This is a genomic window from Streptomyces xanthochromogenes (assembly GCF_014650455.1).
Taxonomy (GTDB): Bacteria; Actinomycetota; Actinomycetes; order Streptomycetales; family Streptomycetaceae; genus Streptomyces; species Streptomyces xanthochromogenes.
The window spans coordinates 126688-146399 of record NZ_BMUZ01000006.1; the positions used below are offsets into that span (position 1 = coordinate 126688).

At 72.2% G+C, this 19712-nt stretch carries 18 protein-coding genes; 5 read left to right on the forward strand and 13 right to left on the reverse strand.

Annotated elements, in window-relative coordinates:
- Positions 1 to 2: 2 nt before the first annotated feature.
- Entirely contained in the window at positions 3 to 1643 is a 1641-nt protein-coding gene (locus IE267_RS17405; protein ID WP_189763847.1) for an ABC-F family ATP-binding cassette domain-containing protein, read from the forward strand.
- 246 nt (positions 1644 to 1889) lie between these two features.
- The gene (locus IE267_RS17410; protein ID WP_161247625.1) at positions 1890 to 2858 is read left to right on the forward strand and encodes an acyl-ACP desaturase; all 969 of its coding nucleotides are present in this window, start codon (positions 1890 to 1892) and stop codon (positions 2856 to 2858) included.
- Between the two features lie 55 nt (positions 2859 to 2913).
- Here IE267_RS17410 and IE267_RS17415 read toward each other — a convergent pair whose 3' ends face one another.
- The 3 genes from IE267_RS17415 to IE267_RS17425 all read right to left on the reverse strand — a co-directional run bounded on the left by IE267_RS17415 (position 2914) and on the right by IE267_RS17425 (position 5906).
- Positions 2914 to 4518, reverse strand: coding sequence for a GMC family oxidoreductase (locus IE267_RS17415; RefSeq protein WP_189763848.1), 1605 nt, complete (start codon positions 4516 to 4518; stop codon positions 2914 to 2916).
- Between the two features lie 167 nt (positions 4519 to 4685).
- Positions 4686 to 4937 (reverse strand): WhiB family transcriptional regulator, encoded by a 252-nt coding sequence (locus tag IE267_RS17420; protein WP_161255495.1) that lies wholly within the window; start codon positions 4935 to 4937, stop codon positions 4686 to 4688.
- Between the two features lie 201 nt (positions 4938 to 5138).
- A complete protein-coding gene (locus IE267_RS17425; protein ID WP_161251500.1) occupies positions 5139 to 5906 on the reverse strand; it encodes a GntR family transcriptional regulator in 768 nt (255 codons plus the stop codon).
- Between the two features lie 242 nt (positions 5907 to 6148).
- Here IE267_RS17425 and IE267_RS17430 point away from each other — a divergent pair, with 242 nt between their 5' ends.
- Together IE267_RS17430 and IE267_RS17435 are read left to right on the forward strand one after the other, a co-directional pair.
- Positions 6149 to 7480: a PTS transporter subunit EIIC gene (locus IE267_RS17430; RefSeq protein ID WP_167152311.1), complete on the forward strand. Its 1332-nt coding sequence runs from the start codon at positions 6149 to 6151 to the stop codon at positions 7478 to 7480.
- Positions 7481 to 7553: 73 nt separating this feature from the next.
- Positions 7554 to 8606: an SIS domain-containing protein gene (locus IE267_RS17435; RefSeq protein ID WP_189763849.1), complete on the forward strand. Its 1053-nt coding sequence runs from the start codon at positions 7554 to 7556 to the stop codon at positions 8604 to 8606.
- 12 nt (positions 8607 to 8618) lie between these two features.
- Here IE267_RS17435 and ligD read toward each other — a convergent pair whose 3' ends face one another.
- A complete protein-coding gene (gene ligD / locus IE267_RS17440) occupies positions 8619 to 9638 on the reverse strand; it encodes a non-homologous end-joining DNA ligase (protein ID WP_189764038.1) in 1020 nt (339 codons plus the stop codon).
- A gap of 61 nt (positions 9639 to 9699) precedes the next feature.
- On the opposite strand from ligD, the gene IE267_RS17445 reads away from it, so the two are divergent.
- Positions 9700 to 10776 carry an ATP-dependent DNA ligase gene (locus tag IE267_RS17445; RefSeq protein ID WP_189763850.1) on the forward strand — a complete coding sequence of 359 codons (1077 nt, stop codon included), beginning with the start codon at positions 9700 to 9702 and terminating at the stop codon, positions 10774 to 10776.
- A gap of 30 nt (positions 10777 to 10806) precedes the next feature.
- Here IE267_RS17445 and IE267_RS17450 read toward each other — a convergent pair whose 3' ends face one another.
- The 9 genes from IE267_RS17450 to IE267_RS17490 all read right to left on the reverse strand — a co-directional run bounded on the left by IE267_RS17450 (position 10807) and on the right by IE267_RS17490 (position 19690).
- The gene (locus tag IE267_RS17450; RefSeq protein WP_189764039.1) at positions 10807 to 11919 is read right to left on the reverse strand and encodes a lytic transglycosylase domain-containing protein; all 1113 of its coding nucleotides are present in this window, start codon (positions 11917 to 11919) and stop codon (positions 10807 to 10809) included.
- A gap of 101 nt (positions 11920 to 12020) precedes the next feature.
- Positions 12021 to 12800, reverse strand: a complete 780-nt coding sequence (locus IE267_RS17455; protein ID WP_189763851.1) for a hypothetical protein — start codon at positions 12798 to 12800, stop codon at positions 12021 to 12023.
- 31 nt (positions 12801 to 12831) lie between these two features.
- Complete coding sequence (locus IE267_RS17460; RefSeq protein ID WP_189763852.1) at positions 12832 to 13359, reverse strand: Rv1363c family protein; 528 nt, start codon at positions 13357 to 13359, stop codon at positions 12832 to 12834.
- A 43-nt stretch (positions 13360 to 13402) separates the two neighbouring features.
- Positions 13403 to 13816, reverse strand: a complete 414-nt coding sequence (locus tag IE267_RS17465; RefSeq protein WP_189763853.1) for a hypothetical protein — start codon at positions 13814 to 13816, stop codon at positions 13403 to 13405.
- 619 nt (positions 13817 to 14435) lie between these two features.
- Positions 14436 to 14942 carry an Rv1363c family protein gene (locus tag IE267_RS17470; protein ID WP_229861284.1) on the reverse strand — a complete coding sequence of 169 codons (507 nt, stop codon included), beginning with the start codon at positions 14940 to 14942 and terminating at the stop codon, positions 14436 to 14438.
- Positions 14939 to 16246: an MCE family protein gene (locus IE267_RS17475; RefSeq protein ID WP_189763854.1), complete on the reverse strand. Its 1308-nt coding sequence runs from the start codon at positions 16244 to 16246 to the stop codon at positions 14939 to 14941. The genes IE267_RS17470 and IE267_RS17475 overlap by 4 nt, the downstream gene beginning before the upstream one ends.
- Entirely contained in the window at positions 16246 to 17487 is a 1242-nt protein-coding gene (locus tag IE267_RS17480; protein WP_373304570.1) for an MlaD family protein, read from the reverse strand. The genes IE267_RS17475 and IE267_RS17480 overlap by 1 nt, the downstream gene beginning before the upstream one ends.
- Positions 17487 to 18689: an MCE family protein gene (locus IE267_RS17485; RefSeq protein ID WP_167152326.1), complete on the reverse strand. Its 1203-nt coding sequence runs from the start codon at positions 18687 to 18689 to the stop codon at positions 17487 to 17489. Before IE267_RS17485 ends, IE267_RS17480 begins: the two co-directional genes overlap by 1 nt.
- Positions 18686 to 19690 carry an MCE family protein gene (locus IE267_RS17490; protein ID WP_229861285.1) on the reverse strand — a complete coding sequence of 335 codons (1005 nt, stop codon included), beginning with the start codon at positions 19688 to 19690 and terminating at the stop codon, positions 18686 to 18688. Before IE267_RS17490 ends, IE267_RS17485 begins: the two co-directional genes overlap by 4 nt.
- Positions 19691 to 19712: the final 22 nt, after the last annotated feature.

The following is a 19712-nucleotide window of genomic DNA, read 5'->3' on the forward strand; positions in this document are numbered from 1 at the left end:
GTATGTCAACCTTCCCCCCTCAGATCAGCTCGGCCGCGCTGTCCTTCGCCTGGCCGGACGGCACCGATGTCTTCACGGACTTCCAGCTCGCCGTCGGCCCCGGCCGCACCGGGCTCGTCGGCCTCAACGGGTCAGGGAAGTCAACCCTGTTGAAGCTCATCGCCGGTGTCCTCACGCCGAGCGAGGGCAGCATCAAGATCACCGGCGAGGTCGGGCACCTGCCGCAGAACCTGGTCCTGGACACCGCCCTGCGGGTGGACCAGGCCCTCGGGATCGACGGGGTCCGCGCCGCGCTGCACGCCATCGAGGCCGGCGACGTCGACGAGCGGCACTTCGAGACGGTGGGCGACGACTGGGACGTCGAGGAGCGGGCCCGGGCGACGCTCGACCAGCTCGGCCTCGGCTCGATCGGCCTGGACCGGACGATCGGCGAGGTCTCGGGCGGCGAGTCGGTGCTGCTGCGGCTCGCCGCGCTGCTCCTGCGCCGCCCGGACGTCCTGCTGCTCGACGAACCCACCAACAACCTGGACCTGCCCGCCCGTCAGCGCCTCTATGCGGCGGTCGACGCCTGGAGCGGAGTGCTCGTGGTGGTCAGTCACGACCGTGAACTGCTCGACCGGGTGGACCGCATCGCCGATCTGCGCGAGGGCCAACTCGCCTGGTACGGCGGCAACTTCACCGCCTACGAGGAGGCGCTGCGGGCCGAGCAGGACGCGGCCGAGCGCATGGTCCGGGTGGCCGAGGCCGATGTGCAGCGCCAGAAGCGCGAACTGTCGGACGCCCACGTCAAGTTGGCGCGGCGCCAGCGGTACGGGCAGAAGAGCTACGACAACAAGGTGGTGCCGAGGATCGTCGCGAACAACCGCAAGCGCGAGGCGCAGGTCTCCGCGGGCAAGCACCGCATCCTGCAGAGCGAACGGCTCGACCAGGCGCGCGAGCGGCTCGACCAGGCCGTCGAGGCGGTGCGCGACGACGACGAGATCCGTATCGAGCTGCCGTACACCAAGGTGCACCCGGGCCGCTCCGTGCTGACCCTGCGTGAGCTTGAACTCCCTTACGGGGCACGGGTGGAGGGTGAGTTCGAGGTGCGCGGACCGGAACGGATCGCGCTGGTCGGCCGCAACGGAGCGGGCAAGACGACGCTGCTGCGCACGCTCGCCGGGCAGCTGGAGCCGGTGGCGGGCGAGGCGGTGGCCCATGTGCCGCTGCGGTTCCTGCCGCAGCGCCTCGATGTGCTCGACGACGCGCTGAGCGTGGTGGAGAACGTGGCGCGCTACGCACCGGGCGCGACCGACAACGCCATCCGGGCCCGCCTTGCCCGCTTCCTGTTCAAGGGGGCAAGGGCCGCCCAGCCGGCCGGGACGCTCTCGGGCGGAGAGCGCTTCCGGGCGGCGCTGGCGGCACTGCTCCTCGCGGAGCCCGCGCCACAGCTCCTGATGCTGGACGAGCCCACGAACAATCTGGACATGGCGAGCGTGCGCGCCCTCCAGGCCGCGCTCGACGCCTACGAGGGCGCACTGATCGTGGCGAGCCACGACGTGCCGTTCCTGGAGTCGATCGGCGTCACCCGCTGGCTGCTGCTCGACGGTGAGCTCACCGGCACCTCGGCGGAGGAGGTGCGGGGCGGCCCGAGCGGGCGCTAGGCGAAGAGGCGAGGGGCTGGGGCCGGTCGAGATCCGATTGGCCCCAGCCCTCGCTTCCGCCCGGCCGAAGGAGGTGACTTGCCTCTCGTTCCTCGTGGGCGACCTGCGGATATAGCAGAACGTAATCGGACGAAGGGGAAGGCGGGCTTGGCTGGGGCTTACGGCCGCCTTAACCTACGGTCTCGTAACCTACGTTTGCGTAGGTAAGCCTGCCGTCCCCTGTTTCCGTCCCCCTGGAGCACCCCCGTGACGATCACTTCTCCCCACCTCGGCAGTTCGGACGCGTGGACCGACGCCCGGCTGCTGTTCGCGCTGGAAGAGGTAGTCGAAAAGGAGCTCAACCGGCACCTCAAGGTCGCCAAGGACTGGATGCCGCACGACTACGTGCCGTGGTCGGACGCACGCAACTTCCCCGGCTTCTTCGAGGACGGGGAGGCCTGGGACCCCCAGCAGTCCAAGGTCACCGACCTCGGGAAGATCGCCCTGGTGGTCAATCTGCTCACCGAGGACAACCTGCCCAGCTACCACCACGAGATCGCCTCGCTGTTCGGCCGCGACGGCGCCTGGGGCACCTGGGTGCACCGCTGGACCGCCGAGGAGGGCCGTCACGGCATCGTGATGCGGGACTACCTGCTGGCCTCCCGCGCGGTGGACCCGGACAAGCTGGAGCAGTTCCGCATGGCCCACATGAGCGAGGGCTTCGAGTCGGACAACCGGCACTCGATGCTGCACTCGGTCGCCTACGTCGCCTTCCAGGAGCTGGCGACCCGGGTCTCGCACCGCAACACCGGCCACCAGTCGGGCGACCCGGTGTGCGACCGGATGCTGGCGCGGATCGCGACCGACGAGAACCTGCACATGGTCTTCTACCGCAATCTGCTGGGCGCGGCCTTCGAGATCGCCCCGGACCTGACGATGCAGTCGGTGCGCGACGTCGTGGTGAACTTCCGGATGCCCGGTCACGGCATGCCGGGCTTCGAGCGGGCGGCCGCGCAGATGGCGATCGGCGAGGTCTACAACATGCGCATCCACCACGACGACGTGCTCCAGCCGGTCCTGCGCTACCTCAAGGTCCTGGAGATCGACGGGCTCGGCCCCGAGGGCCTGAAGGCGCAGGAGGAGCTCGGCCTGTACATGGGCGGGCTCGACCGCGAGGCCGCCAAGTTCGACGAGAAGCTCGCCGCGCGCAAGGCGCGGATGGCCGCCCGCGGCTGACCCGCGGGCGACGGCACCGGGCCGGCACGGGAGGACCCGTGCCGGCCCGGCGTGTTCAGCGGGCGTCCTGGCGGATCATCTCGGCGGCCTGCTCGGCGATCGCCACGGTGGGCGCGTGGGTGTGGCCGCGGGTGATGCGCGGCATGACCGAGGCGTCCACGACGCGCAGCCCCGTCACCGACCTGACCCGGAGCCGGGGGTCGGTGACCGAGCCCTCGTCGCTGCCCATCCGGCAGGTGCCGACCGGGTGGTAGAGGGTCTCGACGCCCTCCCGGACGCTCCGGGCGAGCCGCTCGTCGTCGACCGGGCCCGGATAGGGCGCCATCGGACCGGAGACGTACGGGGCGAGGGCCGTGCCCGCGAAGAGTTCCTCGGCCCTGCGGATGCCGGCCAGGAGACGGGGGAGGTCCTCGGGGGCGGTGAGGTAGCCGGGGTCGATGCGGGGCGGGGTCGACACGTCGGTGCCCGCCAGGTCGACGCGGCCCTCGCTCGCGGGCTGGAGCAGGACCACGCCGATGGTGAGCCCGTGCTCCCTGACGGGGGTGAGACCGTGGTTGATGAACGGGCCCGGCGCGTAGACCAACTCGATGTCGGGGGCGGCGAGTTGGGGGTCGGTGCGCAGGAACGCGACGGCCTCGCCGACGTTGGTGGTGAGCGGGCCCCGGCGGCGCAGCAGGTAGCGGGCCACGTTGGCGGCCGAGTCGGCGCCGGTGAGGGTGACGGGGCGGGGGCAGCGCACGGTGACCCCGTACGACAGATGGTCCTGGAGGTGCCGGCCGACCTCGGGTGAGGCGGCCCGCACGGCGATGCCCGCGGCGCGCAGCCGCTCGGGGTCGCCGATGCCGGACAGCATGAGCAGGTGGGGCGAGCCGATGGCGCCCGCGCTGAGGATCACCTCGCGGCGGGCGGTGAGCGGCCCCGGCCGCCCCTCGGCGGTGACCCCGGCGACCCGGGTGCCCTCGAACCACAGGCCGTTCACCCGGACCCCGGTGAGGACGTCCAGGTTGGGCCTGCGGGCGGCGGGCGCGAGATAGCCGTCCGCGGCGCTCCAGCGGCGTCCGCGGTACTGGTTGACCGGGGTGATCGCGCAGCCGGAGTGGTCCGGGCCGTTGAGCTCGGGCAGTTCGGGCAGGCCCGATGCCCGGCAGGCGGCCAGGAACGCGGCGGTCGTCGGGTTCGGGTCGCGCTGGGGCGAGATGAAGAGCGGCCCGTCCTCGCCGTGGACCGTGCCGCCCTCGGCGACGGGCCCGGTCCAGTGTTCGGCGCGCCGGAAGTGGCGTACGAGCCGGTCGTAGGACCACTGGGGCCCGGCTGCCGCGCCCCAGGCGTCGTAGTCGTCGCGGTGGCCGCGCACCCACATCATGGCGTTGATCGAGGAGCAGCCGCCCAGGGTGTGGCCGCGCGGCCAGTACAGCTCGCGGCCGCCCAGCTCCTTCTGCTCGGCCGTGGTGAAGTGCCAGTCGTAGGACGTCTTGAAGAGCTTGGGGAAGGCCGCCGGAACGCGGATCTCGCTCCTGCGGTCGCGCGGCCCGGACTCGATGAGGGCCACCCGGACCGTGGGGTCCTGCGAGAGGCGCGCCGCGACGACGCACCCCGCCGATCCGGCGCCCACCACGATGTAGTCGTACCGCGCGTCGCCCGCTGCTTCGCGAGTGCTCAACTCTGCCCCATTTCACCGCAGTTGATGGACGCGGGGAGGCATGGTCGGCCGGGGCCCCGCGCTGGGTGATCGCGGGGCCAGCATGGACCGCAGGGGCGGCGCGACGCCAGGGGCCGTCGCACGCTCCGGCGCGTTCGACGGCGGACTGGCGGGTTCGGGGTGAACTCTCAGCGCTGCCGGGCGCGTTGCAGCGTCAGCCGCTCCCGCTCGGACAGGCCTCCCCACACCCCGAACCGCTCGTCGTTGGCCAGGGCGTATTCGAGGCAGGCCTTGCGTTGCTCGCAGGCCCCGCAGAGCTGCTTGGCCTCCCGGGTCGAGCTGCCGGGGGCGGGGAAGAAGAACTCGGGCCCCGCCTGGGCGCACAACGCGGTCTCCTGCCAAGCGAGTTCCTGGCCTGTGGTCACGGTGTCGTTCAGCATGCCGTTCACGCTGCCGGGTGCTGATCAACGTCCGGTCAACGAATGGTGAACGCGGGCGTCGACCACGTCGCGGGCCGGCCGCCGCGTGCGGTGCCGCGGGGCGGGTCCTCCGGCAGGGCCGTACGTCCCGCGCGGGCGCACGCGGGACGTACGGCCCTGCCGGTCGCGCCCAACGGCGGCGCTCCGGGCCGCGGGGGCGTGTCAGCGTGGCTGGAGTGTGGTGCGCAGACGGTAGCGGTCGCCGCTGTACTCGACGGTCGAGAGCAGCACGGGACGCTGGTCCCGCGCGTAGATCGTCTGGTCGAGGGCGAGCACGGGCGAACCCGGCGCGATGGCGAGGTGTTCCGCCAGCCCGGGGCCGGCTCCGCGCGCCTCGATGGTGGTCTCGGAGCGGTCCAACTCGACGCCGCGGGCGTGCAGTTCGGCGAAGAGCGAGGCCGCGGTGAAGTCGACCTCCTCAAGGCCCGGCGCGAACGCGGCGACGAGCAGGGTGCGGTCGACGGCGATGCGTACGTCGTCGAGCAGCCGAACGCGCTCCAGGCGCAGCAGCGGGGCGCCGGCCGGCACGTCGAGCCGGTCGGCGTCGTCCAGTGTGGCGGGGCGCAGCTCCTGGTGCAGCACGAGGGAGCTGGGGCGCATGTGCTTGCGGCGGGCGGTCGCGGTGAACGACTCCAGGTCGTTGGGCCACTCGCGGGGCGCCACGGGCGCCGCCACGAACCAGCCGCGCCCGTGCGAGGCGGTCACCAGGCCCTGGTCGACGAGATGGGCGAGCGCCTTGCGCAGGGTGACCCGGGAGATGTCGAGCCGCTCACCGAGCTCGCGCTCGGCCGGCAGCCGGGCGCCCGGGGTGAGGCCGCGCCGCTCGATCTCGTCCTGGATCAGCCGGGCGGTCTGGGCCCACAGGGGGGCCGGTCCGCTGCCCCGCTCCGGGAAGGGGGTCGGGCGGGCGGGGGTGGCGTCGGCGCTCATCGGAAACCTCCAGCGGGATCGTCGGAGCATACCACCGCATACCACTGATCCCGTCGCAGCGCACGGGCCCACCGCCCCGGGCCTTAGGTCATCGCGAGAAAATCCGAGCAGACCACTATTGACCACTCGAATACCACTGCATACCTTTGGGCTGCGGCTCCCGGCGAGAACCGGCGGCCGACCGGCCCGATGGCCACGCCCCTGGATGGCCACGGGACCGCTTGCACGATGGAGGAAGACGGATGAGTACGGCTCAAGGGAAGGCCGCCGGCAACAAGCGCGGCGGCGCCGGTGTTATGGCGGTCCTGCAACGCATCGGGCGCAGCCTGATGCTTCCGGTGGCCACCCTCCCCGCCGCGGCGCTCCTGGTCCGCCTGGGCGGCCCCGACCTGCTCGGCCGCGAGAACTTCCCCGAACTCATCCGCAAGTTCGGCATCGTCCTCGCCGCCGGCGGCCAGACCGTCTTCGACTATCTGCCGCTGCTCTTCGCCATCGGCGTGGCCATCGGCTTCGCCAAGAAGGCCGACGGCTCCACGGCGCTCGCCGCCGCGGTCGGCTACCTCGTCTTCAAGGCGGTCCTCGCCAGCGACGCCTTCCCCAAGGGCGTGGACGGCAAGCCGCTGGACGCCAAGGTCTTCGGCGGCATCGTCATGGGCCTCATCGCCGCACTGCTCTACCAGCGCTTCAGCCGGACCAAACTCCCCGAATGGCTGGGCTTCTTCGGCGGCCGCAGGCTGGTGCCGATCCTGTGCGCCTTCGCGGGCGTCGGCACGGGCATCGTCTTCGGCGTCATCTGGCCGACGGTGGGCGGCTGGTTCTACCACTTCGGCGAGTGGCTGGTGGGCACCGGCGCCTGGGGCGCGGGCATCTTCGGCCTGGTGGTCCGGGCGCTGATCCCGATCGGCATGCACCACTTCTTCAGCGTCTTCCCCTGGTTCGACGCCGGCACCTACGTCAACCCGCAGACCGGCGCCGAGGTCCACGGCGACATCGCGCGCTTCCTGGCGGGCGACCCGAGCGCCGGCCAGTTCATGACCGGCGGCTTCCCGATCTACATGTTCGCGCTGCCCGCGGCGGCCCTCGCGATCGCGCACACCGCACGGCCCGAGAACCGCACCATGGTCAAGGGCATGATGATCTCGGTCGCGCTGACCTCGTTCGTCACCGGCGTCACCGAACCCATCGAGTTCAGCTTCATGTTCGTGGCCCCGCTCCTGTACGCCATCCACGCCGTCCTGTTCGGCGTCTCCATGGCGGTCTGCTACGCCCTGGGCATCCGGGACGGCTTCGGCTTCTCCTCGGGCGCGATCGACTACGTCGTCAACTACGGCATCGCCACCAAGCCCTGGCTCCTGATCCCCATCGGGCTCGCGTTCGCCGCGCTCTACTACGTGATCTTCCGGTTCGCGATCGTGCGGTTCAACCTGCCGACGCCGGGCCGCGAACCCGTCGAGGGCGAGGACGTCGTGGCCACCGGCACATCCACCGACGCACCTGCGGACACTCCCGTGCGCTCCCCCGCCGCCATTCCCTCCCGCGCCGCCGTGGAGGACGATCCGGCCTCCAGGGCCTGATCGCACCAATCGTTCGCACTCGTTCCGCGTCCCCGCCGCCCGCACCCGGCGGGGCCCACGAAAGGAATCCTTCATGTCCGGATCGCGTATCACCTTCCTCGACGGCCAGAGCGGCCAGCCGCAGGCGCTGGACCGCGTGATCGCCCATGTGCGCCGGCAGCTCGACGGCCCGGCCCTGGAACCGTTGCGCGCGGCCCGGCGCCCGCTCCTGGCCGGGATCGGCGCCTCCTACGCGGCGCTCGCCGTGCCGGTCGAGGTGCTCCGCGGCCACGGCGTACCGGCCCAGCGGGTGCTCGCCAGCGAGATCGAGGACGGGCTGCGCGGCTTCGAGACCGATCTGCTGATCGGGGTTTCGCAGGGCGGCCGCAGCTCGGAGACGATCGCCGCGTTCAAGGCGGCCGAGGGCGTGCCGACGCTCGCCGTCCTCAATGTCACGCCCTCCCCGCTGGGTGAACTCGCCGGCCTGACCATCGACCTGGGCAACGAGCCGGACTCGTACGCCTCGACCGTCGGCTTCACCGCCACGGTCGTCGCCCTCGACCTGGTCGCCGGCGCGATAGCGGGCCGGGCGGACGACCCGTGGGACGGCCTCACCCCGCATCTGGAGGGCGTCCGCGCCCGGGCGGCCGAGGTGGTCGCAGCGCTGCGCCACCGCGCGGCCCGCTGTGTCGCGGCCGACTGCGTGGCCTCCGGCGCCTCCCGGGTCAGCGCCGAGGAGGCCGCCCTGCTGCTGCGCGAGGTGCCCCGGATGCCGGCCGCTGCCTCGGTCACGCGCAACTACCTGCACGGCGAGATGGAATCGGCGGGCAACACCCTGCACCTCGTCTTCGGCGACGGCCGCGAGGTCGAGCTCGCCCGCTCGCTCTCCTCGGCCGGTCACCTCACCCTCCTGATCACCACCCAGGACGTCGACCCGGCCGACAGCCTCGGCGTCGTCCGCCTGCCGCGGACCGCACCCAGCGCCCGGGTCGTCCTGGAGACGGTCGTGGTGCAGGAGCTGGTGGCCGCGCTCAGCGACGAACGGGGCGTGCCCATCGAGTCGTTCGTGTTCGCCAACGACGACACCAAGGAGGGCGGCGTCGACGCGGCCGACTTCGAGCTGGCCTCGCCGGTCGCCGTCGCCTGAACCGGGCCCGGGCTACTTGTCCTTGGCGCGGCTCGGCTGTACCCGCTTGGGCTCCCCCGGCATCTTGGGGTAGTCCGGCGGGTACGGCAGGTCGCCGAGCGCGTGGTCGTGTTCGTCGCGCGCGGCGAGTTCCAGGAGCGGCTCAAGACCGAAGGCGTGGTCGTCCATCTCCGCGTGCAGATCGCCGAGTTCGGCGTAGCGCGCGGGCATGGTGCGCAGATCGAAGTCCTCGGGGTGGACGTCGTCGAGTTCGTCCCAGCGCAGCGGCGCCGACACCGGGGCGTGCGGCTTGGGGCGTACCGAGTAGGCGGAGGCGATCGTGCGGTCGCGGGCGGTCTGGTTGTAGTCCACGAAGATCCGCTCGCCGCGCTCCTCCTTCCACCAGGCGGTGGTGACCCGGCCCGCCATCCGGCGCTCCAGCTCACGGCCGATCGCGATGGCGCAGCGGCGCACCTCGGTGAACGTCCAGCGCGGCTCGATCGGCACGAAGACGTGGATGCCCCGTCCTCCCGACGTCTTGGGATAGCCGGTGATCCCCAACTCGCTCAACAGGGCGCGCAGTTCATGGGCGACCGGGACGGCGTCGTCGAAGTCGGTACCGGGCTGCGGGTCCAGGTCGATACGGAGTTCGTCGGGGTGGTCGGTCGCCTCGCGCCGCACCGGCCAGGGATGGAAGGTGAGACAGCCGAGCTGGGCCGCCCACAGCACGGCGGCGGGCTCGGTGGGGCAGATCTCGTCGGCGTGCCGGCCGCTGGGGAAGGCGATGCGGGCGGTCGGGATCCAGTCGGGGAGGTTCTTGGGCGCCCGCTTCTGGAAGAACGACTCGCCCTCCACGCCGTCGGGATAGCGCTCCAGGGTGGTGGGGCGGTCGCGCAGGGCGCGTGTGATGCCGTCGGCGACCGCCAGGTAGTACCGCGCCACGTCCAGCTTGGTGTAGCCGGGCCCCGGGAAGTAGATCTTGCCCGGATTGGACAGCCGCACGGTCCGCCCGCCGGCCTCCAGCTCGATCGCCTCGCCCTTGCCCATGCCCATGCCCATGCACGCCACGGTAGGCGGCGGGCACCAATGCCGCATATCGGCGAGAATCGGTTGTATGGATCTCCCGGTGATGCCTCCTGTGAAGCCGATGCTCGCCAAATCGGTGGCGAAGATCCCGCCCGGGATGAGTTACGAGGCCAAGTGGGACGGGTTCCGGGCGATCGTCCACCGCGACGGGCCCGAGATCGTCATCGGAAGCCGCAACGGCAAGCCCCTGACCCGGTACTTTCCGGAGCTCGCGGCAGCCCTTGAGGAGCGCCTTCCCGAACGCTGCGTGATGGACGGCGAGATCGTCGTCGCGCACGAGGGCCGACTCGACTTCGACCGGCTCAGCGAGCGCATCCACCCGGCCGCTTCCCGGGTGAAGCTGCTCGCCGAACAGACCCCGGCGAGCTTCATCGCCTTCGACCTGCTCGCCCTCGGCGACACCTCGCTGCTCGACACCCCGCTGGCCGAACGGCGGGCGCTGCTCACCGAGGCGCTGGAGGGGGTGTCGGCGCCCGTCCACCTCGCCCCGGCCACCACCGACATCGAGGTCGCCCGGCGGTGGTTCGAGCAGTACGAGGGCGCCGGACTCGACGGCGTGGTCGCCAAGCCGCTCGACCTCCCCTACCGGCCCGACGCCCGGCTCATGTACAAGATCAAGCACGAGCGCACGGCGGACGTGGTGGTCGCCGGGTACCGCCACCACAAGAGCGGCCCGGTGGTCGGCTCGCTCCTGCTCGGCCTGTACGACGACGAGGGCGCGCTCCAGCACGTCGGGGTGTGCGCGGCCTTCCCGATGAAACGCCGGGCGGAGCTGATCGACGAACTGGCCCCGCTGCTCATGGCCGACCCGGTCGCCGAGAAGCACCCCTGGGCCGCCTGGGCCGAGGAGGCCGCGCACGAGGGCGCCCGCCTTCCGGGCGCGCCCAGCCGCTGGACCGGCAAGAAGGACCTGTCGTGGGTGGCGGTACGCCCGGAGCGGGTGGTGGAGGTGGCGTACGACCACATGGAGGGCGACCGGTTCCGGCACACCGCGCAGTTCCGCCGCTGGCGCCCGGACCGGTCGCCCCGCAGCTGCACCTACGCCCAGCTGGAGGAGCCGGTCCGCTACGACCTCGCGGAGGTGCTTTCGTCAGGGGGTGGGTGACGGCGGCCGGAGCTCGCGGAGGTGCTTTCGTCAGGGGGTGGGTGAGGGGCAGCCCGGGCCGGTCGGCGTGCCGGAGGGCTCCGGGGTCGGCGAGGCGGAGGGTGATCCGGTGGCGCAGCCCGGCAGGCCCGGGCTGCCGGACGGCGAGGGCCCCGGGCTCGCGCTCCCCGACGGCGAGGGCGATGGGCTCGGGCTGCCGGAGGAGGTCGGGGACGGGGAGGCCGTGGGGGACGGCGAGTGCGGGGGCAGCGAGGCCGACGGGCTGCTGCCGGGGCGCGAGGGGACGGAGGACGGCCGGCCACTCGGCTGCGGCCCGATCACGATCCCGCCGCCCTGTTTGCGGCCCTGGTCCTCGCCGATCTGCTGGGCGCTGCCCGCGCCCGGCGTGCTCGGCAGCACTCCCTTGCCGTCGGGAACGGCGTGGGTGCCCCGGTGATAGAACTCCAGCCACGACAGGACCGTGCGCAGATAGTCGGCCGAGTGGTTGTAGCTGAGCACCGCGCGGTCGAGGTCTGCCGGGCGGGCCAGGTCGCGCGCGTCCGCGCACAGGTACACCCCGGCGGCGAGCGCCGCGTCGAAGACGTTGTCGGGGTCCTTGCGGCCGTCCCCGTTGCCGTCCTGACCCCAGGTCGCCCAGGTGGACGGAATGAACTGCATCGGGCCCACCGCACGGTCGTGGCGGGTGTCGCCGTCCAGGGCGCCGTGGTCGGTGTCGGCGATGTTCGCGAAGCCCGCGCCGTCGAGCACCGGGCCGAGGATCGGGGTGAGCGTGGTGCCCTGCGCGTCGACCCGGCCGCCACCCGCGTGCCCCGACTCCACCTTGCCGAGGGCGGCGAGCAGTTGCCAGGGCAGATGGCAGCGCGGTGTGCTCCCGCGCAGTCGGGTCTCGGCCCGCTGGTACGCGGCGAGCACGGTGGCCGGGATGCCCTCCTGCGTCCACACCGGGTCGACGACGCCCACGACGGGCGGCACGCTCGCCGGTCGCGGCGAGGCCACGAGCGGGGGGAGTTCGGTGTGGTACGCGCCGTCGGCGGGGGGCGCCTCCTGTGCCGCGGCGGCCGGTCCGGCGGCCTGGGGCCGGTCCTGGTGCGGTGGCGCGGGACGCAGCAGGCCCGGGGCCTGGGACGCGGTGAGCGCGGCCATCGCGACGGCCGCGACCGCGGTGCCCGTGACTCCGCGCCGTAACCGCCCCCGGCCCGCGAGGAGCGAGAGGCGACGTAGGCGGACGAGGTGCGTAGAGGATTTCACGATCCCTGCCCGAAGGTGTCGATGCCGGAGATCTGCCAGGTGCCGTTGCTCCCGCGCGCCACGTCGACGGCGAACATCGCGGCGGCGTACGTCGTTTCGGGCTTCTTGCCCGCGGTGCGCGTGCTGCTCTGATCGGCGTAGACCAGGACCCGGGCGCGGGAGCCGTCGATCATCTCCACACCGCTCTCGGTCACGGTGGTCGTCAGCACCAGCTTCTGGTCCTTGGCCTGGGCCCGCACCGCCGCCAGCATGCCGCGGTGCTGCTGAACCGCCTTGCCCGTCAGCAGAGTCGAGGCCGCCTTGTCCGCAGGTCCGGAGTCCGCGTAGTTGTACGAGAACAGTGCGGCGACGGCCTTCTCGGTCTGTCCCTTGACCTCGCTGGTGCGGGCGGGGTCGGTGAGCGCGGCGTTCCGGGCGGCCGGGTCGGAGCGCAGCGAGTCGGCCCGGGTCGCGGCGAACGCGGCGAAGCCGCCGAGCAGCACGACCAGGATGCACAGGACCACCGGGGTGCGCACGGACAGCACACGGCGCAGCCCGCTCCGGACTGCGCCCCGGGAACCGGGAAGTCGGCGCCGGGCGGGAGGCCCGGCGGTCTCCTCTGCCGTCTTCTCTGTCGCCCCCTTCGGCGCCTCCCCCGTCGGCGAACTCGGCCTCCCGTCAGCTGGGTTGAGGGCTCTCGGCTTCCGCTCGGGCGGCGCGGCTTCGGTGGCCACGCGGGCGGCGCCGGCGCTGGCCAGTCGGCGCTGACGGTTGACCAGGTGACGGGTCGTCGACATGTGCGGCTCCTGTCCGGATGCGTACGGGTGGTCAGTTGGCCGCGCTGTTGCCGACCGGCGCCTGGCCGAGGGCACTGAGCTTCCAGCCGCTCGACGTGCGGGTGAGTTCGCCGAGCATCCTGCTGTCCTTGGCGGCGGGCTTCTCCTTGGGGGCCTGCACGGTGATCCGCAGCGCCACCATCACCCGGGCCTTGCCCGCCCGGTCGTCGAGCTCGGTGACCGCTCCGTCCAGTACCTTCGCCGTGGTGACGGTCTGCGCCTGCTGCACCTGCTTCTCGAACTCGACTCGACCGTCCGCCAGTTGCTGGTGCAGATCGCCGGTCGTGGAGTCCTGCCACATGTCGAGGCCGTGCGCGAGGTCGTTGTGGTCGAGGGTGGAGAGGTTCTGGACGGCCTGCTCGCCGGCCGCGAGGACCTTGTCCCGGGAGGCGGCGTAGGCGGCCGCGTCGTCGTGCGCCGCGCCGTACCAGGACCAGCCGGCCCACACCGCGAATCCGCCCGCGAGCAGCGTGAGCACCATCGCGGCGATGAGCAGGGGCTGGGTCGTCATGCGTGCCATGTTCTTCGTGCTCCCTCTCGCGGGGCCCGGCGGCGGGCCGGTCCTAACGGGCTCGGATGTCGGTGATCTGCCAGTGCCCGTTGTCGAGTTGGGCGGTGACGGACAGCTGGGCGGCGGCCGTGGTGGCGGCGCTCTTGTCCCGCTGGGCCCGCTGGTCGAGAAAGACGAGCAGCTCCGCCCGGTCGTGCGTGAGCCGGGTGACTCCGGCCCGCACGACGTGGGTGGTGAGGCTGAGCTTCTGATCGGCGGCGCGCTGCCTCAACTCGCCGAACAGCGCCGCATATTGAGTGGCCGCGCGCCCGCCGAGCAGCTCCTTGGCCGCCTGTTCGGTGGCGCTGGTGTCCTGCGCCGCGTACGAGAAGACCTTGCCGAGCGTGTTGCTGACGTCGCCGATGACACGGGTGGTGTCGGAGGCGTCGGTGAGAGCGCGGTTGGCCGTGGCGGGGGTGGTGGTCAACTGCCGCGCCTGGAAAAGGAGTCCGGCCCCGCCCAGGAGGAGAACGAGAACACAGACGAGGGTGAGGGCGCGGCGCAGGCGAGACGTTGACGGCGCAGCGGATTCCTCGGAGGAAGCGGCGGCCTCACCGGAGGGTACGGCGGCCTCACCGGACGGAGCGTTGCCCCCACCGGCAGGAGCGGCGCCCCCACCGGACGAAGCAGCATTCTCGCCGGAGGAGGCCACGGCCTCGCCGGCAGGCGCAGCGCCATCGCCGGGAGGTACGGCGGACCCACCGGAAGGAGCGTTGCCCCCACCGGCAGGAGCGGCGCGCTGTCCCGAAGAGGCCACGCCCTCGCCAGAAGACACAGCGCCATCGCCGAGACGCCCGGCGCCCTCGCTGGTGGGAGCGGCGGCCGCCTCCAGGGCCGGCTCTCCGGGCCGCTCTCCCGCGAGGGCCGCCTCGTCCGGAGCCGACGCCGCTGCCCGTCCCGCTTCGAGGCGCGCTTCGTCCGGGTCCGGGCCGGATACCGACCTCAGCTCTGCCGTGCTCACGCCGGCCCTCCCTCGTCTCTCCCGCTCGGTCCCTGCCACTGCTGCCGCCGCCTGCCGCTCCCTGGCCGGGCCGACCGGCCCGGGCTCAGGACGCGGCGACCGGGACCGCACTGAGTGCCTTCAACTTCCAACCTCCGTCGGTGCGTTCGAGCGCCGCTTCGAGCCGCTTGCGGTCGGTGGTCGCCGCGCCGCCCGCCGGGGTGACCCGGACCTCGACCGTCGCGATGAGCTTCGCCGTGCCGGAACGGTCGTCGAGTTCGGTGACGGCCGCGTCCGTCACCTCCCCCCGCGCCGAGGCCGTCGGCTTTCCGGCGCCCGTGCGGCGCAGCTCGTCGTGGAGCGGGCCCGTAGAGGCGTCGAGCCAGCTGCGCAGCGCCGTGTCGGGGCGGGCCGCGTCCAGCGTGGAGAGCGCGGCGATCTGCGTACGGCCGGCCTTGAGGGCGGCGTCCCGCGAGGTGGCGTACGCGACCGAATCGTCGTTCCGCGCCTGGAAGTAGGTCCAGCCCGCGAAGGCGGCGAAGGCGACCGAGACGGTGAGGGCGGCCGCGACGACGGCGCGTCGCAGCCTGGGCCGGGCGGGGAGCCTGATCACGGCCGTCCGTCCTTTCCGCCGGCGCCGGACGTGAGCCCGAGCAGTCCGGCCAGGTCCGAGGGGCCGCCGCTCGGGAGCGCGGGCAGCGCCAGGGCGCCGGGGAGCGCGGCCGGCCGGGCGGTGGGCGGCGCGGCCGTGGCGGCCGCGGCCGGGGTGGGAGGCAGGGCACCCGGCTGGGCCGGGGGGCCGAGCGGGGCGCCGGCCGGGGCGTGCGCCGAGCCGCGGACGTCCTTGCCGCTGCTCGCGGGCGCGGCGCACCGCGCCTTGGTGTTGAGGCTCGGCGTGTCGACCGTTTCCAGGCCGTTGCGGTAGACCGTGCCGCCATACCCCTCGGTGCACGGAAGCGGTGCGAAGAAGGTGACCGCCATGCCCAGGTTGGCGCCCTTGGTGTCGATGGCGGTGGCTCCCGCCGCCACCAACGGCGGTACCTTCACGAGGAGTTCCTCGATCCCGCGCTGCCGGGTGACCGCCACGTCCGCGGTCGTGAGGAGGTTGGCGAGCACCACGCTGATCGACGGATTGAGGTCCCGGAGCAGACCGCTGACCTGCCCGGCCGCGTCGGGTGCGGCGGCGATCAGCCTGCGCAGATCGGTGTCCGAGCCCTTGAGGGTCGCGGCCAGCTCCTTGGCCCCGGAGGCGAACGTCCTGATGGCCTGGCCCTCCTCGGCCTGGGTGGTCAGGACGGTCTGGCCGTCCGCGAGCAGCGTGGTGGTGCTCGGGAGCGCCTTGTCGGCTGCCCGCACGAAGTCGGTGCCGTTGTCGAGGAGGACCTGGAGGTCGTCGCCGCGCCCCTCGAAGGCCTTCCCGAACTCGTCGACGACGGTCCGCAGCGAGTCCAACGGCACCGATGCGGCGAGGCCGTTGACGCTGGAGAGGACGGTGGTCACGGGCGCGGGGGTGCTCGTCTGGTACTGGTCGATCACACCGCCGTCACCGAGGTAGGGCCCGTCGTCGGTGGTGGGCCGCAGGTCGATGTACTCCTCGCCGACGGCGGAGAGGTTGGCCACCACGGCGTCGAGGGCGGTCGGGATGGGCGGCGCCGAGTTGTTGATGCGCAGCTCGGCCACGACGCCGTCGTCGGTCAGTCCGATGGGCCCGACACGGCCGACCGACACGCCCCGGTAGGTCACGTTGGAGTGGGTGAACAGGCCCCCGGTCTCGGCGAGATGGACCTTGACGGTGTAGTAGTCGCGGATGCCCACGTAGTGGCCCACGTCGGCGTACCGGAACCCGGTGTAGCCGAGGACGAGCACCCCGATGACGAGGAACGCGAGGTTCTTGAGCCGGGTGGCGAGGGTCAGCATCAGCTCTTCCCCTCAGAACCGGAGCCAGAACCGGAGCCCGAACCCGAACCGGAGCCCGGTGAGCCGGCGACGGGCGGCAGGCCGAGCGGGGCCTTCTGGGCGCCCGGCGCCGTCGAGGGCGACGGCGTCGTGAGGGGTGGGATGAGCTGGGTACCGGGCGCGGCCGTCACCGAAAGGTAGACGTTGAGGTAGTCGCCCTTCACACCGCGCAGCACCTCGTCGGTGAACGGATAGGTGAGGAGCACCTGGAGCGAGTCCGGCAGGTCCTTGCCCGAGTCCGCGAGGGCCTGGAGCGTCGGCGCGATCGCCTTCAGGTCGGCCACCATGTCGTCCTTGCTCTTGTTGATCGTGGAGACGGCCACCGTGGAGAGGGTGTCGAGGGACTTGAGCATCGTCATGAGTGAACCCCGTTGGTCCTCAAGGACCTTGAGACCCGGCGACAGGCCGGTGAGCACCGTGCCGACCTGTTCCTTGCGGGTGGCGAGCGTGGCGGAGAGCCGGTTGACGCCGTCCAGCGCGTCCGTGATGTCGCCCCGGTGTCCGTCCAGGTCCGTGACCAGGGTGTTGACGCGCTGGAGCATCGATCGGACTTCGGGTTCGCGGCCGCCGATCGCCTTGTTCAGTTCGGTCGTGATGGTCTTCAACTGGCTGACGCCGCCTCCGTTGAGCAGCATCGAGAGCGCTCCCAGGACCTCCTCGACCTCCGGGTTGCGGTTGGTCCGGGAGAGCGGGATCACGGCGCCGGGCCCGAGGCGCCCCTCGGCCGTCTCCTGGGCCGCGGGGGCCGCCCCCGTCGTCCCCTGGGTCGTGCTTCGAGCCGCGCCCTGAGCCGTCTTCCTGCCTGCCTCGACCGGTGCGGAGAGCTGGACGAACTTCTCGCCGAGGAGGCTGGACTGTTCCAGCTGGGCATAGGCGTTGGCGGGCAGTCGAACGTCTCCCCTGATCCGCATGGTGACCTTCGCGGACCAGCCGTCGGCGGCCAGGGACACCTTGGTGACCCGGCCCACCGCGACGTCGTTGACCTTCACCGCGGCCTGCGGAACCAGGCTCAGGACATCGGCGAACTCGGCGGTGATGTCGTAGGGATGGCTGCCGAGGTCGGCCCCGCCGGGCAGCGGGAGCTGGTCGATCCCGGAGAACGAGGGCGCCGAACAGCTGCCCAGGGTGAGGGCCAGGGCCACGACGACCGCGACCCCGGCGCCGAGTGCGGCGCCGGTCCGCCGGGTGATGCGCGCCGCCATCATCGGCTCCCCTTCTCACCCGTGGAGTTCTTGCCCGTCGAGTTCCGGCCCGTGGAGTTCTGGCCCGTGGAGCCGGAAGCCGAGCCGCCGGCGGAGCCCTTCGCCGGGGCGTCGGAGGTCCCGTACACGGTGCCGACGGCGGGCAGGGGCAAAGCCGGGAGCGCTTTCAGGCGGCTCTCCGGTACCGGTACGAGACCTGCGCTGCCCGCCACCGAGGGGTTGCCGGGGAACACGATGTCGCCGCCCATGCTGACCTCGTTGATGTTGCCCCGGCCGTCGAGGGTCCGGTGGACCGGGTCGTAGGCGTTGAGAGCGTTTCCGGCGGCCAGCGGCGCGGTGTCCAGGGCTTCGGCGAGCGAGGCCCGCTGCTCGACGAGGATCTGGGTGAGCGGGGCCAGCTTGTCGACCTCGGCCTTGAGGCTGCCCCGGTTGTCCTGGATGAACGTCTTGACGTTGCCGAGCGCCGTGCCGAGTTCCTTGAGCGCGCCCGCCAGGTTGTCCTTGTTGTCGGCGAAGAACGAGGTCACGTCCGCGAGTTGGTTCTGTGCGTCGCGGACCGCGCCGTCCTTGTTCTTCAGCATGGTGGTGAACGTCTGGAGGTAGGACAGCGTGGCGAAGAGGTGCTCGCTGCTGCCGTCGAGGGTCTTGGCGGCCTTGCCGAACTGCTCGATGGAGTCGCCGATCGCGGCGCCGTTGCCGTTCAGGTTCTTGGCCCCCGTGTCGAGCAGGCCGGAGAGCGCTCCCGAGGAGTTCGCGCCGTCGGGTCCGAGCGACTTGCTGAGCTCGGTGATGGACGCGTACAGCTGGTCGACCTCGACGGGAGTGGCGTTGCGGGCGGCCGGCAGCACCGCCCGGTCGGCGATCTCGGGACCCCCGGTGTAGGCGGGGGCGAGCTGGACGTACCGGTCCGCGACGACGCTGGGCGAGACGACGGCGGCCCGGACGTCCTTGGGCACCCGTACGCCCCGGTCCACGGTGACGACCACTTTGACCTGCCGGCCCTCGGGGGTCACCGAATCGACCTCGCCGACCTTCACGCCGAGGATGCGCAGGTCGGACCCGGGGTAGACGCCGACCGCGTGGTCGAAGTAGGCGGTGATCCGCTTGCCGCCGGAGTCGGCGAACACGCGCAGCCCGCCGACCACGGTGACGGCGATCACCGCGAGGGCCAGGACGATCGTGAGAGCGCGTCGCCGGCTCACGGGTAGCCTCCGTTCTTCGGCGGCATGCAGCCGGTGGTCGGGAGCGACTTCGCCGGGAGGTAGTTCCGGGGGACGAGCCCGCAGATGTAGGTGTCGAACCAGCGGCCGTTGCCCACGGTGTTGCCGACGAGGCGGTAGTAGGGCCCGGCCAGGGCGAGTGTGCGGTCCAGGCCCTGCTGGTTCTTGACGAGGACGTCCGTGACGCGCCCCAACGCCTTGAGCGTCGGCGCCAGTTGGGCCTGGTTGTCCTTGACGAGTCCGGTGAGCTGGGTGCCCAGGCCCCGGGTTCCGCTGAGGAGTGCCTGGATGGCGTCGCGGCGCTGCTTGAGCTCGCCGAGCAGCAGTCCGCCGTCGTCGATGAGGGTCTCGAAGCTGCTCTTCCTGTTCGCCAGCGTCTTGGTCAACTGCTCGCTGCCTTTGAGCAGTTGGGCAAGTTGAGTGTCGCGCTGCGAGACGGTCCTGGACAGTGCCGAGAGTCCGGAGACGGCGGTGCGCACATCGGGCGGTGAGTCCTTGAAGGTGTCGGAGATCGTCTCGAAGCTCTTGGCGAGCTGGGCGGTGTCGATCTCGCCGATCGTGTTGCTGAGCCCCTCGAAGGCCTGGGTGACGTCGTACGGGGACGTCGTGCGGCTCAGCGGGATGCGGTGGCCCGGGTTCTGCCGGGCGCTGCCGAGCGGGTCGATCGCCAGGTACTTCTCGCCGAGCAGGGTCTTGATGGCGATGGCGGCGGTCGAGGCGTCGCCGATCCAGGCGTCCTTCACCTTGAAGGCGACCTTCACCTTGGCGCCGTCCAGGGACACTCCGCTGACCTCGCCGACCTTGACCCCGGCGATCCGCACCTCGTCGCCGTCGCGCAGCCCGGCGGACTCGGAGAAGTCGGCGGTGTAGGTGGTGCCGCCGCCGATGAGCGGGAGGGAGTCCGCGTTGTAGGCGGCAAGCCCGATCAGGGCCAGCACGAGCAGGCCCACCAGGCTGACCGCGACGGGGTTGCGCTCCTTCATGGGCTTGAGCCGGGGCCGGCGC

Excerpts from the sequence above, each read along its gene's own strand:
- IE267_RS17405 (WP_189763847.1), top strand. The coding sequence starts at position 3 with ATGTCAACCTTCCCCCCTCAGATCAGCTCGGCCGCGCTGTCCTTCGCC.
- IE267_RS17420 (WP_161255495.1), bottom strand. The coding sequence starts at position 4,937 with ATGCTGAACGACACCGTGACCACAGGCCAGGAACTCGCTTGGCAGGAG.
- IE267_RS17425 (WP_161251500.1), bottom strand. The coding sequence starts at position 5,906 with ATGAGCGCCGACGCCACCCCCGCCCGCCCGACCCCCTTCCCGGAGCGG.
- IE267_RS17430 (WP_167152311.1), top strand. The coding sequence starts at position 6,149 with ATGAGTACGGCTCAAGGGAAGGCCGCCGGCAACAAGCGCGGCGGCGCC.
- IE267_RS17435 (WP_189763849.1), top strand. The coding sequence starts at position 7,554 with ATGTCCGGATCGCGTATCACCTTCCTCGACGGCCAGAGCGGCCAGCCG.
- ligD (WP_189764038.1), bottom strand. The coding sequence starts at position 9,638 with ATGGGCATGGGCAAGGGCGAGGCGATCGAGCTGGAGGCCGGCGGGCGG.
- IE267_RS17445 (WP_189763850.1), top strand. The coding sequence starts at position 9,700 with ATGGATCTCCCGGTGATGCCTCCTGTGAAGCCGATGCTCGCCAAATCG.
- IE267_RS17450 (WP_189764039.1), bottom strand. The coding sequence starts at position 11,919 with ATGGCCGCGCTCACCGCGTCCCAGGCCCCGGGCCTGCTGCGTCCCGCG.
- IE267_RS17455 (WP_189763851.1), bottom strand. The coding sequence starts at position 12,800 with ATGTCGACGACCCGTCACCTGGTCAACCGTCAGCGCCGACTGGCCAGC.
- IE267_RS17460 (WP_189763852.1), bottom strand. The coding sequence starts at position 13,359 with ATGGCACGCATGACGACCCAGCCCCTGCTCATCGCCGCGATGGTGCTC.
- IE267_RS17475 (WP_189763854.1), bottom strand. The coding sequence starts at position 16,246 with ATGCTGACCCTCGCCACCCGGCTCAAGAACCTCGCGTTCCTCGTCATC.
- IE267_RS17480 (WP_373304570.1), bottom strand. The coding sequence starts at position 17,487 with ATGGCGGCGCGCATCACCCGGCGGACCGGCGCCGCACTCGGCGCCGGG.
- IE267_RS17490 (WP_229861285.1), bottom strand. The coding sequence starts at position 19,690 with ATGAAGGAGCGCAACCCCGTCGCGGTCAGCCTGGTGGGCCTGCTCGTG.